The sequence below is a fragment of the Ornithinibacillus halotolerans genome (assembly GCF_014637405.1).
GTDB classification, from domain to species: Bacteria; Bacillota; Bacilli; order Bacillales; family Amphibacillaceae; genus Ornithinibacillus; species Ornithinibacillus halotolerans.
Genome location: NZ_BMEY01000014.1, coordinates 84,260 through 99,339 on the forward strand (window position 1 = coordinate 84,260; position 15,080 = coordinate 99,339).

Genomic DNA, 15,080 nt, shown 5'->3' on the forward strand with positions numbered 1-15,080 from the left:
ATCACCTTTTCTTTCTTATTTTTCTGGTTTATTTTTAGCTAGAATAAATATTGGTGTTAATTTATCATCCTCATAGATGAACGGTAATGAGGTAATTGGAATTCTACCTTCCGTAAAGAACTTCATAGTCATTTGCGCAAGAATATCATAACCAGTTTTATTTTGGATATCTGCTACTATAAGTACATCTTGATGAGGAACCGCTACTGCTATATCACCTTTACTCTTTTTCTTCAAATCATCTAAAATAGAATCATTTAGTATACGACTTGCATCGTATCCATCTTGCTTGGCAAAGAAATAAAAATCATTATCGGCCACTGTATCTACTTTATAATCATTCTCTAATGATCTAAGATTAAAGGTTGCAATTTCTTCAATTTGAGATTGGCTAAAATTTGCCTCTTCTAACATTTTTTGATCCACTAATCGATAAGACTTTCCTAAGTCTAATGCATAAAAGATTCTAGTCTCTGCTGTATGTTCTTTATAAACAAGTTCTGTACCAGAATTTGCTTTCGTCGGAAAAGATGTGGATCGAATTACTGGAAAGATATATTTCTCTTTACCGGTAAGCTTTTGGGTTTCACCCATAATACGAAGTGATTCAGATATATGACTAACAAGCTCATCAATTGCTTGTTCACCGTTCGTATTATATTTCACAATAACACTAGGCAGTTTAATATTGACACCTTGTTTCGTTGATTTTAATTCCACACGTAACGTATCATTGTCACGGTTATATTGAATATTTAAATTAGAATCTGACAGCCTTTCCTCTAATAATCTTTTCATTTTAAGACTGGTCATTTTCATTTATAAAGCCCCCTACTTTTTTCGGCTACATTTAATTCATTTCTCTATGATAGCTAGGATTGTGTCTTGATTCAACTAATATACACTTTAAGACAATTAGTTTAATCAACAATAGATAATGCTAACATCATCAAGTTTTCTGTATCTGCGACTACATTATGCTTACTTGAAAATGTCGTTAATTTTACTCCGCCAACTCCAATTTGTATTTCATAATCAGTATCCTCTTGTTCTTGAAGTAAACGAATATACCCAAATTTCCGTTCATCTGAAAAAGTCGTTAGTAGCGCAGCATCATCTGTTTTAGCAGCTTCATAATTTAACTTACTTGTATCATTTTCAAGTTTATTATAAAAGACAATTACCGTCTGTTCCCCTTTTGTTAGAACTGCATTAAAATCATCCACCTCAGTTACATCCATTTGTGCAGGGAGGTAAAATTGAAAATGCTCTCCGTTATAATTTTCAACTGGTATTTCATCAGTAAAGAAAGTATCTTCAGCAACTTTTTCTACTTGTTGAATAATTGAATCTTCACTTTGATATGTGGTGAACGAAATAATCACTATAAATAACAGTAACAAGCCACTTACTATATATGTAATTTTTGGCATTTTCCTTTTTCCTCCAACTTTAGACCTATTTTTGATAATTTACTCTTTTTATCTTACTATTAATTCAAGATATTTCAAGCCTCGACTCGAAACACTTTTCATTCGACAATTTATTAGATACTATTATAGTACCATATGTTATAGGAGGAATACGAAATGGAGCTAGTTGTTTACTTAGCAGGTCAGATTCATGATAATTGGCGAGAAGAGGTAGTTAAAAAGGCTAGGGATAAAAATTTACCTTTAAAATTTGTTGGTCCACAGACAAATCATGATCGTTCTGATGATATTGGAGAAGATGTATTAGGAACACAACCTGGTAAATATTACCGTGATGATGCAGCTTCCAGTATTAATAATTTCCGAACACAAGTGTTAATGCAAAAAGCAGACGTAGTTATTGCATTATTTGGTGACAAATACAAACAATGGAATACAGCTATGGATGCAAGTACTGCAATTGCTTTAAACAAACCAACCATAATTGTTCGACCAGAAAACTTAATTCATCCTCTAAAGGAACTATCAAATAAAGCGAATGTTACAGTGGAAACGGTTGATCAAGCAGTTGAGGTTCTAGCTTATATTTACGAATAACATTAAAAGGCTAACTCCGAAATGTTATGGAGTACAGCCTTTTTTATATATGTTTTATTTTTCCCAATGCTCCCACTGCCCTTTAAGCAATGTAACTACTTGTTCAAACATATCTTGTCGAGATAATCGATTATTTGTAAATATGCCTATTGCTCCTTCTTTTTTTGAAACTCCTGTTTTTTGTGCATACTGATCCATAATGTCCCCTAATTCAACACCATGTTTTAACTCTTCTTCAATTTCCTTAGGCAGTAGAACTCTTGCCCCACTTGCTACGTACGTCTTTCCATCTGGAGTTACTAAAGCGCCCCAGTTACATAAATATAATTGCTCTTTTATGTACATAACACCACCCTCTAAGCCAATACCAAAAACATTAGACTTAGAATTTGCACATTGGTTCGCTCGGTTAATTGCTCCTACCATAGTCTCTTCATCCGAAAATGGTTGCGAAGAAACGTGTGAATCAACATCATGTCCAAATACAGTAGCATTTGCAAAAATTACTTGGACAGCATTTACTTTTGTGGGATTAGTTGAACCTACAGATATCTTCATCTCCTGCACTCCTTATATGATGATTAAAAAAACAACTGCTCAAGCTGAGCAGCTGTTTTTACTACTGTTTCCGAATCATATCTACTGTATTTTGATCAGTTGATTTAACTAGTTTTACTAAAAGTTCTTTTGCTGCTGCATAATCATCTACATGAATAATAGAAGATGATGTATGGATATAACGTGAGCAAATACCAATTACTGCTGAAGGCACTCCATTTCCTGATAAATGAACACTTCCTGCATCCGTTCCACCTTGAGAGATAAAATATTGATAAGGAATATTATTAGATTCTGCTGTATCTAATACAAATTCTCTCATCCCACGGTGAGTAATCATTGAACGGTCAAAAATACGTAATAAAGCACCTTTTCCTAAGTGACCGAACTCATTTTCACTACCAGTCATATCATTTGCAGGAGAAGCATCAAGCGCATAGAAGATATCTGGATTAATCATATTCGCAGCAACTTTTGCACCACGTAAACCAACTTCTTCTTGAACAGTTGCACCAGAGAATAATTGATTCGGTAATGTTTCATTTTGTAATTCTTTAAGTAATTCAATAGATAACCCACATCCATATCGGTTATCCCAAGCTTTAGCTAGAATTTTTTTGCTATTCGCCATCGGTGTAAATTCACAAACAGGTACAATTGTTTGACCAGGCTTAATACCAATTCTTTCCGCATCTTCTTTATCATCTGCACCAATATCAATTAACATATTTTTAATTTCCATTGGTTTTTTACGTTGCTCTTCCGTTAAGTTATGCGGAGGAATAGAACTAATTACACCTATAACTGGCCCATTATCTGTCATAATTTGTACACGCTGTGCAAGTAAAACTTGATTCCACCAACCGCCAAGAGTTTGGAAGCGAATTAATCCTGTTTTCGTAATTTGAGTTACCATAAAGCCAACTTCATCCATATGACCAGCAACGAGTACTCGAGGGCCAGATCCTTTTTTAACCCCAAAGACACCGCCTAGATTATCTTGAATAACTTCATCAGCATATTTTTCTAGTTCGCTTCTCATAAATGCACGAACTGGGTGTTCATTCCCAGGAGCACCTTGTAACTCAGTCAAGGTTTTAAATAGTTCTAAAGTTTCCTGATTCATATATAACCCTCCATCGAATATGTAAATACTTCTTAAGTATAAATCAAGCATTCAATTGTTTCCACAATTCATTCATATCTTAATTATATTTTCTATTTTAATTCATTTACGGTATACTAAGAAAAAGTATAGAATTGATGCATGAGGTGATTAAATGAGTTGGAGAAAAGCAGTAGTTGCAGCTGGTGTAGGGTTCGCAGCAGGTTACATAGCAAAACAACAATTAGAACAACATAAAAAGATCACACCTGAAAAAGCATTAAAAAATGCAAAAGAAACATTTAAAAAACATGGCCCAATAAGTGGTTCATGGATATATATGAAACCAGAAACAATTGAAAAAAATGGGCTTACATACAATGCTTATCGCGGTGGTGTAACAAGAAGTTTTGATGGTCAAAACAAACAATATGAATTTTATGCAGATGTAGAAACTGGTGCTGTGATTGACGTAATTGAGTCGGTTTAACTATTTTGTGAAGTAAAAAAAGCTAACTCACACGAGTTAGCTTTTTTGTTCTTCCCATACTTTATTTAAAACTTGAATAAATGTTTCAACAGGCTGTGCACCTGAAACAGCATACTTATCTATAAATACAAAGAAAGGAACACCTTGTACACCAACTGCACGTGCTTCCTGTAACTCTTGAGTAACAGATTCGTTATACTCACTACTATCCAAAACTCGTTGTACTTCATCAACATCGAGTCCAACATCCTCAGCTAGACGTATTATTGTTTCTTTTTCACTTAATATTTCACCTTCAGTAAAATGTGCAGTATAAAAACGACTGAAGAATTCATTTCCTTTTCCTAGCTTTTTAGCATATTGGAAAACTCGATGGGCATCTGTTGTACTAGAGAGTTTTGCAATATCATAATTTATGTCAAGACCAGAGTTTTTTCCCATATCCACAACTTGGTTAAGCATAAGCTTCGCCTGTTCTATTGGAATTCCCTTCATGTCCGAAAACGTTTCTGCATAGCTTTTCCCTGGAACATATTCCGCATCTGGCATAAGTAAAAAGCTCTTATATTCAATTTTTACTTCATCAGCATGTTCAAAACTCTCCAATGCTTGACTTAAATGAGATTCTCCGATATAACAGAACGGACATACAAAGTCCGACCAAATTGTAATTTTCATTAGTTTCCCTCTTCCTTTTTTTTAATTGGTCCACAAACCCCTGTATTTACATCACAAAAAAAACCTGATGAATCACCTATTTCAATTGTCTCAAACTTCTTGGGAACATTTTTATTATTTGATTCTTTAGGATTTAGATCTATATTTATTACTCGTTTGTCTTTTTCCACTTTACTAACTTCCTCCTTTACTAATTAGAGCAAGTAACTAATTTCCCATTGCTATAAAATAAAGCAGAGCTTTTTTCTCTGCTTTATACAAGTATAATTTATCTTTCTCTTTCTATGCTATTAATACGCTCACCTGATTCATTATATTGAATCGCTCGATAATAAGCATCATGATAGAAAGTGTACCAAGCCTTACGTTTATAACCATATTCCATCCATTTTTCCTTTTCATGAACGGAAGTTACTGGATAATCATCATAAGCCATAGCCCATAATTTATTTTGATGGGCATTTGTTGGCATAATGTCAGCCATATGGATAAAACATGCATCGTCATCTTCAAAGACAATTATAGCATGGCCATCACTATGTCCCCCTGTATGATACATTTTTAAACCTTCGACTACCTCAAGTTCATCGCGGAATGTTTGGACTTGATGCTCAATTGGTTTCCAGTTCTTCTCCCAATAAGTGTTAACAGAACGAATATTAGGTGATCGCATTTCATTCCATTCCACATCCGTAGTATAAATAATTGCATTCTTAAACGTTGATATGTAATCCTCATTTGAATTAGATTTTTTGGTTAAGCCACAAGCATGGTCAAAATGTAGGTGCGTCATTAATACAATATCAATGTCATCCGGTGTAAGATTTAATTGTTGTAAAGAAATATCTACCTCGGACTCTTCTGTTACTCCAAAATTTCTTATTTGTTTATCAGTTAATTTACTATTCCCAATTCCGGTGTCTATTAATATTGTCTTCCCGTCAATTTCAAGTAATAATGGATCTGTACGTAATTCAATTTGATTTTTTTCATTTGCTGGGTATTTTTTCGACCATAATGCTTTAGGCACTACTCCAAACATTGCCCCACCATCTAAATGGTTAACTCCCCCATTTAGCCAAGTTAAGGTAGCCCGTCCTATCTCAAGTCTCTCCATATTTTAAAACCCCTTTCCACTCACCTATAGTTTAGCGAAGGAATACATTCACCGCAAACGTTTTCAAAAGTACATAAAAAAAGAAGGGTTAACCCTCCTTAGTTAAATACAGCTTTGCATCGGTAGATAGGCTGACCCTTCGCTGAAAATTTTTCTTCATACTCAGTCATTATATTTTCAGGATCATCGTCACGGTGTAAATCCAGACTTACTTCTTTTAGTAATAATCCATATTCTGAAAAACTCACAAGTGAGTATTCAAACAGCCCACGATTATCTGTCTTAAATATTAATTCACCACTTGGATGTAAAACTTCTTCATATCTTTCTAGAAATGTACGGAATGTTAATCTTCTTTTCTCATGGCGATTTTTTGGCCATGGATCTGAAAAGTTTAGGTAGATAGTATCCACTTCATTTTCCATAAATAATTCTAATAGATTTTCTGCATTTTCTTGAATTAATCGAATATTACTTAGACCTGATTCTTGTACCTTTTGTGCAGCAGTTACAATAACACTTTTGGAAAGTTCGATACCAATAAAATTAATATGTGGATATTGTCTTGCCATTCCAACAATAAATTGACCTTTCCCTGTACCTATTTCTACATGAATCGGGGAATCATTCCCAAATAAATCTTTCCATTTATTTTTATACTCATTAGCATTTGGAATAATTAAATCTGTATTCTCTCTTAGGAAGTCATCTGCCCAAGGTTTATTTCTTTGACGCAAGTGTCATACACCTCTCTATTCTGCTTTTACATATTTTAGTTCAATTATCTAATACTAATTACTGAGGTGAATTCATATGTCATTGACAGTTAATCATCAACTTGAATTACTTATGGACCTTTTAGATGAACAACAATCAGAATGTTGTGCACAAGTATCCGAATATCAGCAAATAAAAAGATTAGTTAAATCTATGATGGCTAATAATACAATATCTGACGAGCAACTACTTAACCTTCTACCAGAAATTTATAATTACGGCAGACAAGGAGAAAGTGTGCAAAATCATGAAGAACATATTACAACTAATAAAGAAAATATAAACCATTGGATAAGTGCTATTGAACAAACAAACTTACAATAATTTCATTTGATAATTAAGTTCCTTTAACGCAATAAGACGTTCTTCGTATTTATCAGATTCATTTCTTTCATTATGAAATGATAAATATGTTAGTGTATCAACAATTAAATACCAATACATTCTTATTAAAAACTGGTTATCAAGCTCAATTCCATAGTTTTTTAACCAGTTTTTCCAATTTTCTTTCGGAATATAGGAGTTGAGTACTCGTCCATAGTCTAATATGGGATCGGCTATCATTGCATTATCCCAATCAATTAAATATAGTTGATTATTATCTGCAAGAAGCAGATTATGATGATTCATATCACCATGGCAGACAGTTTGCTTATGTTGTCTTGCAATTGGTAGATAAGTATTTAAATAATTTAATCCATCTTTAATTTCTATAGAAGTACCCATTAGTTGGTTCGCATGTAATCTCTTTTCAACAGTAAAAATACTATCATCTGCTGTGATTGGTTTTTTTCCCATTCGAAGTAGCATATGCAATAATTCCGTAGAATGATGAATCTTATGGAGTAAATCAGCTACACATTGCTTTTGCATTTCTTCTGGTCTTAATTCTCGACCTTCTAACCATTTTTGAGCAGTTACAACATCTCCATTATAAAGTCGTTTTGTCCACACTAATTTTGGGACAATCCCTTCTGCGGAAAGTACTGCTAGGAATGGGGATGAATTTCGTTTAAGAAATAACTGTTTGGAATCTTTTTTGGCAAAATAAGCCTCACCGGTTAATCCACCTGCAGGCATAATTTCCCATTCTTCATCTAATACTTTCCTAAACCATTCCATCATACATTCCCCAAATCAACTAATTATTTCCCATCAAAAAAACAAACATGATAATAGATTATCGAATTATTGTATTATTTTCAAGATATCTTATTCAATATTTTTTAAAAATCGGCTCCCATTATTTGGATAGGTTGCTTATTTTTAACAATTTCACAATACTGACTACTACTATTCTGACCATCTATTTGAATTGCCATTGGTGCTTCTAAGCGTAACTTTATCTTATCTGTCTCAAACAATTCTACTTCTTTAAAACCAATATGCTTCCCAAAAAATACGGTAATAAATAATCCTAAGACTTTCCATTTCGATATGTCATGAATTATAAGGACAGGTAAAACCTCTGGTTGAATCTTTGCCGTAGGGATTATTTTCATTCCGCCACCATAATATTGGTGATTTGCTATTGTAACCATCCAACAATTATGGATTGTTCTTATCGTACCATTTACTTCAATAGAAGCATTAAAAGGCTTGAATTTAAATAAAACATGAATTAGTGCTAATACATAACTTAAAGTCCCAAGGTGAAGCCTATTAAAAAAGTTTTTGTAGCTTGATTGATTTGCACGTTGGGCAATCTGTGCATCAAACCCTATCCCAATACTATTAGCAAAAGTTTTAGTAATAGAATCTGATGTAAGGTTTCCCGTCCAATATAGTTTACCTTCTTTTCCAGCAATAATCTTTTCTAATATAGCTAATGGAGAACCATCTATGTTACATCCTCTAGCGAAGTCATTTCCTGATCCTCCAGGGATGAAACTTATTGGAATACCACTAGATCCTAAACCATTTACTACTTCATTAACTGTACCGTCTCCACCAATTATTATTACTGTCTTAATCTTCTTGTTTTCTTTACAGATTCGTCTACTAATTTCTTCAGCATGTCCTTCATATTCTGTTACATAGTATTGACTATTTATATCGTTATATAAGTCACTTTTCACTAGCTTTTGAAACACTTTCCAGCCACGCCCATTTCCAGCCACTGGATTTACAATAAAGATATACATAACGTTTTATTCCCCTTCATTTGTAAAAAAATCATACTGTTCATTTTCCTCTTCCCATTCAGGACGCTTGACATAGGAGGATTGGCAATGTTTTAACAATGCTTCTGCCGCTTTAAGTTGTATACTTTTTAAAGGGGAAGATAATGTCCTTTTCTTATCGAACCAATTCTCATATTCTAGTTTTCCAATAATACTAGTTTTGTAAGGTTCAGAGACATAGTTAATATGATTCGTTCGTGAAAGAATAACTTTATGAATTGGGAAGCTGATGAAATGTTTTTCTAATATACTTTTCACTATCTTCTCTGTTCTTTTTAAAGCAATTACTGGACTCAAATGTTTTTTCTGGTGAACTCCATCATCAAATATCCAGCTTCGATCATCTGTTGCTTGTATTATCACCTTTGGATTTTCTTCTACCATATGAATAATTTCTATTCCTAATGGATTGATGAGAATTATTTCACCTTCAACAGGAGCTTTTCGAATTTCAAAGATTGGAAAATACATTAATAAATACGTATCTGGAAATCGTTTTAAGAAGAATTCTAATTTCTCATCTGAATAATATTGTCGATCAACAAATGATACATTCATTATTGTCGATGTTGCCCATTTAAACTGAAAAGGAATAAGATGATTTAGAAAATAATGTTTTAATTCCTCTTCCGTGTCCGGAAGAACTTCTGTCTTTTCTATTTCCTCCAATGTTTCTTCGTTCGATTTATTTCTGAAGAAAAATTTTCGTTTTCTTCTTGGAGGAACATCTGCCTGTTCTTCAAATGGAAAACTTAAAGAATCTTGATTACTCCACAGATAATGCAGCTTTTTCCAATTATCCTGCTTTAATCGAATATATTGAGTAGGATAACGAAAAATATCCCATTCATAACGGGTAATATAATTCTGTAGTTTAATTAATTGTGCCAACTGATTACCCCCTTTAAATGAATTAACATAGAAAATAATTAATTCAATGGATTAACTGGAAAGTATCAATTCGTTTATACTTTGGTATTTGGGAAGGAAATATTTGATACAGTACAAATTCATCGACATGTAACGTATAGGTTTTATCCTTATAGAGCTCTTTAATTTCATCTAAATGCATTGTATGTACCGTTGTTCCATTCCATTTCTTTGCTAACGTTATATGAGGTCGATATGGGCGATTTTCTTTCGGAAAACCAACGGAGGCGGACACTTCTTCTATTTTATTGTGAAGTCCGTTCACCTCATCTGTATTCTCTACACCTGCCCATAAAACACGTGGGCGATCATCTTTTCCAAAAGTCCCAATCGAACCAATAGTGATGGAAAAATCATGATATTGTACTGATTTCAACTCATTTCGTAATCTTTCCAATTTCTTATCTTCTACCTCACCTAAGAATTTTAACGTTATATGCAAGTCATCTTGATATGGCCAGTTTTTATATGCTAATTTTTCTTTTAGATCTATTTGCCATATAGAAATTTCCTCCGCTAATTCTTTTGTTATTGGTATCGCAATGAAATAATGTGCCATGTAACACCCTCACTTTAAGGATTGACAATAGTTTAATTCATTCACACTTAATTCTCGATACTCCCCTAGCTTTAAAGCTTCATCTAAATGTAGTTCTCCCATCGATAGACGTTTCAAATAGATTACTTTTTTATCTACAGCTTCAAACATTCTTTTCACTTGATGATATTTACCTTCTGTAACAATAACTTCAATTTCGGATATTTCACCACTGGAAAGAATCGATAACTTTGCAGATTTCGACTTGTAACCATCTTCCAGTACTACACCACTTGCAAATTGTTCTATATCTCTTTCCGTTACGTTCCCCAAAATTCTCGCATAATATGTTTTCCCAACGTCCTTTTTTGGTGAGAGGAGTTGATGAGCTAGTTGGCCATCGTTAGTTAGTAGTAATAGTCCCTCAGTATCTTTGTCTAATCGACCAACAGGAAATGGCTCATAATGTTGATATTCTGGTGATAATAAATCTATAACCGTTTTATCATATCTATCCTCAGTAGCTGAAATATACCCTGGTGGCTTATTCATCATAAGGTAAATAAATGGTTTATATTCTACTAATTGTTCTTTTACTCTAACCTCATCTTTAGAAGGGTCTATTTTCATCCCACTGTCCTTTACAACTTTCCCATTGACAGTAACCTGTTTTTGTTTTACTAAAGTTTTCACTTCTTTACGAGAACCAAATCCCATATTTGCTAGTAACTTATCTAATCTCACGTTAACACCTCTAATTACCGAAATATCTTTCCTAATTTCCTTACTCGTTCCCCAAAGATCCGTTCAAGAAGAGTCGATTTATATGCAAACCATAGATAAACATAACCACCAACCATAACTCCAAGTGCAAGCATAAAGGATAGACCTAATCGGCTTTCTTCATAAGAGAATATAGAGCCAACGATTAATTTTATGATGAAAATGACAATTCCCATTAACCCTACAAAAATCAACACTAATAAAGTACGTTTAATCAGTTGTTTAAACGGATAATCTATCGTCACCTTAATACGAAGTAAATTCAATACGACAGCAATGCCTAAACCGATTGCAGTTGCAAAAATAGAACCCTTTGCTTCAAACATATGAATAAACTGGATATTAAACAATACTTTAAATATTATTCCCGCACATAGGTTTAGTACGGCATGATTTTGTTGATTAATTCCCTGTAGAATCGCTGCAGTTACACTGAGTAGTGCAAATAATATACCTACTGGTGCATACCAGCCAAGTAAGGGACCTGCATCAAGTAAGAAATCATTTTTTACTCCACCGTATAACGTTCCATAAGCCTCATTTGATAGCATGGATAAACCAAATGAAGCAGGTATCACTAGAACTAGTATGATCTGTAATGCTTGGTTTATTTGATTGATTAGCTGTGACCGATTTCCTTGTGTAAAGGAAGATGTTAATACCGGCATTACAGCTAATGAAAGACCGGTCGCTATAGTAACTGGGATAATAACTAATTTATGTCCAAGCGAATAGATAGCAGCAAACAATGCTTCCGTTTCTACTCCTAAACCAATAGCTGTCATCGCTCTGTTGAAGCTAAATGTATCAACTAATTGGAAGACAGGAATTGCAATAGATACTATTACAAATGGACCTGCATAACGAAATAATTCTGACATTAACTCTTTTTTCGGGATATCATGAACTGTTTTCTGCTGGGCAATATGTTTATCGATATATGGTTTTCGTTTTTTCCAATACATAAAAAGTACGATTAATGAAGCAACAGCACCGATAAAAGCAGCAAATGTTGCAAATCCGACTGCCGTCTTGGTACTACCATTAAACACATAAATGATTACAAAAGCTGCTACGAGCAGGAATATGATACGTGCAATTTGTTCAATAACTTGTGAAACTGCTGTTGGCCCCATTGATTGATTACCTTGAAAGAACCCTCTAAAAATACTCATTGATGGAGTTATTATTAAAGCAAAACTAACCATTCGAATAACCATTTTCACATCTTCAACACTGTTATGTAAGTCATCAGTCGCAATGATCTGTTTTGCTATTACTTCTGCACTAAAAAATAAAGCTAAGAATGCTATAATTCCTGTTAGTGCCATCATAGATATTCCTGTTTTAAACATGCGCATTCCAGTATAATAATCACCTAAAGAATTATACTTAGAAACAAACTTGGATACTGCTAACGGAATACCAACAGTGGCAATTGTAATTAATATACTGTACGGTAAATAGGCATATGTATATAGAGCTATTCCTTCTTCCCCGACCATAGCATTAAAAGGAATAACATATATCATTCCTAAAAACTTAGATAAAAACGAGGCTGCTGTTAATAAAAACGCACCCCGTACTATAGTTGACTTTGACATCTCTTCACCCGCAATTACTTAAATTACTCCATACAGCCTATTTTATCACAATACGAAATCTAAAGATAACCTTATATGCATTTGTAATCATAACTTATTATGGTGTATAGACCTATAAAAGTGGTAAAATAGTTTGGAAAGGAATGAATATGTATTGAGCTATGATGTAATTGTAATTGGTGGTGGCCCGTCTGGTTTAATGGCATCTATTGCCGCTGCTGAGCATGGCGCTAAAACCATGTTAATTGAAAAAGGAAATAAATTAGGGAAAAAACTAGCGATATCTGGTGGTGGACGTTGTAATGTGACAAACCGTCTCCCACAAGATGAAGTAATTAAACATATACCTGGAAATGGCCGTTTTTTATATAGTGCATTTTCTGTTTTCAATAACTATGATATCATCGACTTCTTTGAAAATATGGGAGTAGAACTAAAAGAAGAAGACCATGGTCGAATGTTTCCCGTATCAAACTCTGCTAAGACAGTAGTAAATGCATTACTTAGTAAAATGGATGAATTAAATGTTAAAGTTCAGTTAAACACCCCCGTTGAAGCAGTACACTATGCAGAAGATAAACACACTATTATCTTAGAAAATGGCAATCAAATTGATACAAAATCAGTTGTTATTGCTGTCGGTGGTAAAGCTGTTCCATACACAGGTTCAACTGGTGATGGATATGCATGGGCAAAAAAAGCTGGACATACTATTACAGAACTATACCCAACTGAAGTTGCACTTACTTCCAATGAAGGGTTCATTAAGCAAAAAACATTACAAGGACTTTCTTTAAGAGATATTGCACTAACAGTACTAAATAAAAAAAATAAACCAATTGTTACACATAAAATGGACATGATATTCACTCATTTTGGGGTATCTGGACCAGCAGTTTTACGTTGTTCACAATTTGTAGTTAAAGAAATATTGAAGGGTAACAACATAGTTACGATGCACCTTGATGTTCTACCTGATAAACACGAGGAACAACTTTATCAAGAATTAGTAGCCTTAATGGAAGATAACCCGAAAAAAATAGTGAAAAACATTGTTAAAGGTATAGTACCTGAAAGATTGCTGCACTACCTATTTGAAAAAAATAACATCAGTGAAGAGCTAAAAGGAGCAAATATTAGTAAAGAGACTTTACGAGCTTTTGTTCATGATATAAAACATTTCACATTTAAGGTAAATGGATCACTCCCGCTAGAAAAGGCATTTGTCACTGGTGGTGGAGTTTCCATTAAAGAAATTGTCCCAAATACCATGCAATCTAAGTTAATGGATAGATTATTTTTCTGTGGTGAAATACTTGATATTCACGGATATACAGGAGGATATAATATCACATCTGCATTAGTAACCGGTAGGCTTGCAGGTATGAATGCAGCATATGAATCGTCAACTGGTATATGATACCGCTAATTAAATTCAAGATTAGTGGGAATCTATTAATGATTGTCTCTGGACAATTAAAAAGGCTTTAAGGGAAGGGTTGGTTTTTAATGCAAACTAGAGGCAAATGGCTGCCAATTCTTGCATCCGTTGGGGTAGGTGCTGCTACCTACTATACGATGAGAAAGAACAACCAAAGTCTTAGCCAAACAATTGCCAAAATGGTACCTTTTGTTACCGGGATGAAAAATACTGGAGCAAACTCTGGAAAATTAGGACCATTTGGAATGGCATAAAAAAAGGTGCATCCTTCTCAGGATGCACCTTTTTTAATGAAGTTAAATTTTACAGGAAGATAAAAGTGTAAATTCCTTATCAACTTCAATACAATTTATATCTTTCAAAAGAATTAAATGTATTGTACCAAAAAAATAAAGCCAAGAAACGATTTTATCGTCTCTTGGCTTTATTTTATTGCCTGGCAACGTCCTACTCTCACAAGGGCAATGCCCTAACTACCATCGGCGCTGAGAAGCTTAACTTCTGTGTTCGGTATGGAAACAGGTGTGACCTTCTCGCCTTCATCACCAGACATGCATACAGGATGTATGTAGTTCTGTGTTGTCCACAGGACGTGGACGCTTTTAATAGAACATCCTTGAACGCTTTTAGAGTTTATACCCTAAAAACTAAATAAGAGTAAACAATCGACAATCAAATAAGTTAGTTAAGTCCTCGATCTATTAGTATCCGTCAGCTCGACGTGTCACCACGCTTCCACCTCGGACCTATCAACCTCATAGTCTCTAAGGGATCTTACTCACTCGAAGTGATGGGAAGTCTCATCTTGAGGGGGGCTTCATGCTTAGATGCTTTCAGCACTTATCC

19 protein-coding genes and 2 rRNA genes are annotated in these 15,080 nt (G+C 34.0%); 5 read left to right on the plus strand and 16 right to left on the minus strand.

Going from position 1 to position 15,080, the window contains the following annotated elements; all coding sequences use genetic code 11:
* Positions 1 to 15 precede the first annotated feature (15 nt).
* Together IEV35_RS13590 and IEV35_RS13595 are read right to left on the minus strand one after the other, a co-directional pair.
* Positions 16 to 819 carry a DUF1444 domain-containing protein gene (locus IEV35_RS13590; protein WP_188385206.1) on the minus strand — a complete coding sequence of 268 codons (804 nt, stop codon included), beginning with the start codon at positions 817 to 819 and terminating at the stop codon, positions 16 to 18.
* 101 nt (positions 820 to 920) lie between these two features.
* Positions 921 to 1,433, minus strand: coding sequence for a hypothetical protein (locus IEV35_RS13595; RefSeq protein WP_188385207.1), 513 nt, complete (start codon positions 1,431 to 1,433; stop codon positions 921 to 923).
* A 156-nt stretch (positions 1,434 to 1,589) separates the two neighbouring features.
* On the opposite strand from IEV35_RS13595, the gene IEV35_RS13600 reads away from it, so the two are divergent.
* Complete coding sequence (locus tag IEV35_RS13600) at positions 1,590 to 2,030, plus strand: YtoQ family protein (RefSeq protein ID WP_188385208.1); 441 nt, start codon at positions 1,590 to 1,592, stop codon at positions 2,028 to 2,030.
* Between the two features lie 54 nt (positions 2,031 to 2,084).
* Here the strand turns inward: IEV35_RS13600 and IEV35_RS13605 are convergent, their stop codons facing one another.
* Positions 2,085 to 2,588, minus strand: a complete 504-nt coding sequence (locus IEV35_RS13605; protein ID WP_188385209.1) for a DUF84 family protein — start codon at positions 2,586 to 2,588, stop codon at positions 2,085 to 2,087.
* A gap of 61 nt (positions 2,589 to 2,649) precedes the next feature.
* Entirely contained in the window at positions 2,650 to 3,714 is a 1,065-nt protein-coding gene (locus IEV35_RS13610) for a M42 family metallopeptidase (protein WP_188385210.1), read from the minus strand.
* 154 nt (positions 3,715 to 3,868) lie between these two features.
* Here IEV35_RS13610 and IEV35_RS13615 point away from each other — a divergent pair, with 154 nt between their 5' ends.
* Positions 3,869 to 4,183: a PepSY domain-containing protein gene (locus IEV35_RS13615; protein WP_188385211.1), complete on the plus strand. Its 315-nt coding sequence runs from the start codon at positions 3,869 to 3,871 to the stop codon at positions 4,181 to 4,183.
* 36 nt (positions 4,184 to 4,219) lie between these two features.
* Here IEV35_RS13615 and IEV35_RS13620 read toward each other — a convergent pair whose 3' ends face one another.
* The 4 genes from IEV35_RS13620 to trmB all read right to left on the minus strand — a co-directional run bounded on the left by IEV35_RS13620 (position 4,220) and on the right by trmB (position 6,715).
* Positions 4,220 to 4,861: a DsbA family oxidoreductase gene (locus tag IEV35_RS13620; protein WP_188385212.1), complete on the minus strand. Its 642-nt coding sequence runs from the start codon at positions 4,859 to 4,861 to the stop codon at positions 4,220 to 4,222.
* Positions 4,861 to 5,031 (minus strand): hypothetical protein, encoded by a 171-nt coding sequence (locus tag IEV35_RS13625; protein ID WP_188385213.1) that lies wholly within the window; start codon positions 5,029 to 5,031, stop codon positions 4,861 to 4,863. The genes IEV35_RS13620 and IEV35_RS13625 overlap by 1 nt, the downstream gene beginning before the upstream one ends.
* Before the next feature lie 98 nt (positions 5,032 to 5,129).
* Positions 5,130 to 5,978, minus strand: a complete 849-nt coding sequence (locus IEV35_RS13630; protein ID WP_188385214.1) for a YtnP family quorum-quenching lactonase — start codon at positions 5,976 to 5,978, stop codon at positions 5,130 to 5,132.
* Between the two features lie 98 nt (positions 5,979 to 6,076).
* Positions 6,077 to 6,715: a tRNA (guanosine(46)-N7)-methyltransferase TrmB gene (gene trmB / locus IEV35_RS13635; protein WP_188385215.1), complete on the minus strand. Its 639-nt coding sequence runs from the start codon at positions 6,713 to 6,715 to the stop codon at positions 6,077 to 6,079.
* Positions 6,716 to 6,791: 76 nt separating this feature from the next.
* On the opposite strand from trmB, the gene IEV35_RS13640 reads away from it, so the two are divergent.
* Positions 6,792 to 7,079: a YtzH-like family protein gene (locus tag IEV35_RS13640; RefSeq protein ID WP_188385216.1), complete on the plus strand. Its 288-nt coding sequence runs from the start codon at positions 6,792 to 6,794 to the stop codon at positions 7,077 to 7,079.
* Here the strand turns inward: IEV35_RS13640 and IEV35_RS13645 are convergent.
* From IEV35_RS13645 to IEV35_RS13670, 6 genes are all read right to left on the minus strand, one after another.
* Positions 7,071 to 7,877 carry a phosphotransferase family protein gene (locus tag IEV35_RS13645; protein WP_188385217.1) on the minus strand — a complete coding sequence of 269 codons (807 nt, stop codon included), beginning with the start codon at positions 7,875 to 7,877 and terminating at the stop codon, positions 7,071 to 7,073. The two genes, IEV35_RS13640 and IEV35_RS13645, sit on opposite strands and share 9 nt — an antisense overlap.
* Positions 7,878 to 7,981: 104 nt before the next feature.
* Positions 7,982 to 8,899, minus strand: a complete 918-nt coding sequence (locus tag IEV35_RS13650; RefSeq protein WP_188385218.1) for a diacylglycerol/lipid kinase family protein — start codon at positions 8,897 to 8,899, stop codon at positions 7,982 to 7,984.
* 6 nt (positions 8,900 to 8,905) lie between these two features.
* The gene (locus IEV35_RS13655) at positions 8,906 to 9,829 is read right to left on the minus strand and encodes an NERD domain-containing protein (protein ID WP_188385219.1); all 924 of its coding nucleotides are present in this window, start codon (positions 9,827 to 9,829) and stop codon (positions 8,906 to 8,908) included.
* A gap of 43 nt (positions 9,830 to 9,872) precedes the next feature.
* Entirely contained in the window at positions 9,873 to 10,427 is a 555-nt protein-coding gene (thpR, locus tag IEV35_RS13660; RefSeq protein ID WP_188385220.1) for an RNA 2',3'-cyclic phosphodiesterase, read from the minus strand.
* A gap of 9 nt (positions 10,428 to 10,436) precedes the next feature.
* Positions 10,437 to 11,150: a pseudouridine synthase gene (locus IEV35_RS13665; protein ID WP_188385221.1), complete on the minus strand. Its 714-nt coding sequence runs from the start codon at positions 11,148 to 11,150 to the stop codon at positions 10,437 to 10,439.
* Between the two features lie 14 nt (positions 11,151 to 11,164).
* Positions 11,165 to 12,793, minus strand: a complete 1,629-nt coding sequence (locus IEV35_RS13670; RefSeq protein WP_188385222.1) for a putative polysaccharide biosynthesis protein — start codon at positions 12,791 to 12,793, stop codon at positions 11,165 to 11,167.
* A gap of 154 nt (positions 12,794 to 12,947) precedes the next feature.
* Between IEV35_RS13670 and IEV35_RS13675 the strand changes: the two genes are divergently transcribed.
* Positions 12,948 to 14,213, plus strand: coding sequence for a BaiN/RdsA family NAD(P)/FAD-dependent oxidoreductase (locus IEV35_RS13675; protein ID WP_188385223.1), 1,266 nt, complete (start codon positions 12,948 to 12,950; stop codon positions 14,211 to 14,213).
* 89 nt (positions 14,214 to 14,302) lie between these two features.
* Entirely contained in the window at positions 14,303 to 14,488 is a 186-nt protein-coding gene (locus tag IEV35_RS13680) for a hypothetical protein (protein ID WP_188385224.1), read from the plus strand.
* A gap of 180 nt (positions 14,489 to 14,668) precedes the next feature.
* On the opposite strand, the gene rrf is transcribed toward IEV35_RS13680, so the two are convergent.
* Positions 14,669 to 14,784: ribosomal RNA gene (gene rrf, locus IEV35_RS13685) — 5S ribosomal RNA — on the minus strand.
* 131 nt (positions 14,785 to 14,915) lie between these two features.
* Positions 14,916 to 15,080 (minus strand): 23S ribosomal RNA (locus IEV35_RS13690); the annotation flags it as partial.

Bases quoted from the DNA above. Each gene is read 5' to 3' on its own strand.
- IEV35_RS13590 (WP_188385206.1), bottom strand. From the start codon at position 819: ATGAAAATGACCAGTCTTAAAATGAAAAGATTATTAGAGGAAAGGCTG.
- IEV35_RS13595 (WP_188385207.1), bottom strand. From the start codon at position 1,433: ATGCCAAAAATTACATATATAGTAAGTGGCTTGTTACTGTTATTTATA.
- IEV35_RS13600 (WP_188385208.1), top strand. From the start codon at position 1,590: ATGGAGCTAGTTGTTTACTTAGCAGGTCAGATTCATGATAATTGGCGA.
- IEV35_RS13605 (WP_188385209.1), bottom strand. From the start codon at position 2,588: ATGAAGATATCTGTAGGTTCAACTAATCCCACAAAAGTAAATGCTGTC.
- IEV35_RS13610 (WP_188385210.1), bottom strand. From the start codon at position 3,714: ATGAATCAGGAAACTTTAGAACTATTTAAAACCTTGACTGAGTTACAA.
- IEV35_RS13615 (WP_188385211.1), top strand. From the start codon at position 3,869: ATGAGTTGGAGAAAAGCAGTAGTTGCAGCTGGTGTAGGGTTCGCAGCA.
- IEV35_RS13620 (WP_188385212.1), bottom strand. From the start codon at position 4,861: ATGAAAATTACAATTTGGTCGGACTTTGTATGTCCGTTCTGTTATATC.
- IEV35_RS13630 (WP_188385214.1), bottom strand. From the start codon at position 5,978: ATGGAGAGACTTGAGATAGGACGGGCTACCTTAACTTGGCTAAATGGG.
- IEV35_RS13640 (WP_188385216.1), top strand. From the start codon at position 6,792: ATGTCATTGACAGTTAATCATCAACTTGAATTACTTATGGACCTTTTA.
- IEV35_RS13645 (WP_188385217.1), bottom strand. From the start codon at position 7,877: ATGGAATGGTTTAGGAAAGTATTAGATGAAGAATGGGAAATTATGCCT.
- IEV35_RS13650 (WP_188385218.1), bottom strand. From the start codon at position 8,899: ATGTATATCTTTATTGTAAATCCAGTGGCTGGAAATGGGCGTGGCTGG.
- thpR (WP_188385220.1), bottom strand. From the start codon at position 10,427: ATGGCACATTATTTCATTGCGATACCAATAACAAAAGAATTAGCGGAG.
- IEV35_RS13670 (WP_188385222.1), bottom strand. From the start codon at position 12,793: ATGTCAAAGTCAACTATAGTACGGGGTGCGTTTTTATTAACAGCAGCC.
- IEV35_RS13680 (WP_188385224.1), top strand. From the start codon at position 14,303: ATGCAAACTAGAGGCAAATGGCTGCCAATTCTTGCATCCGTTGGGGTA.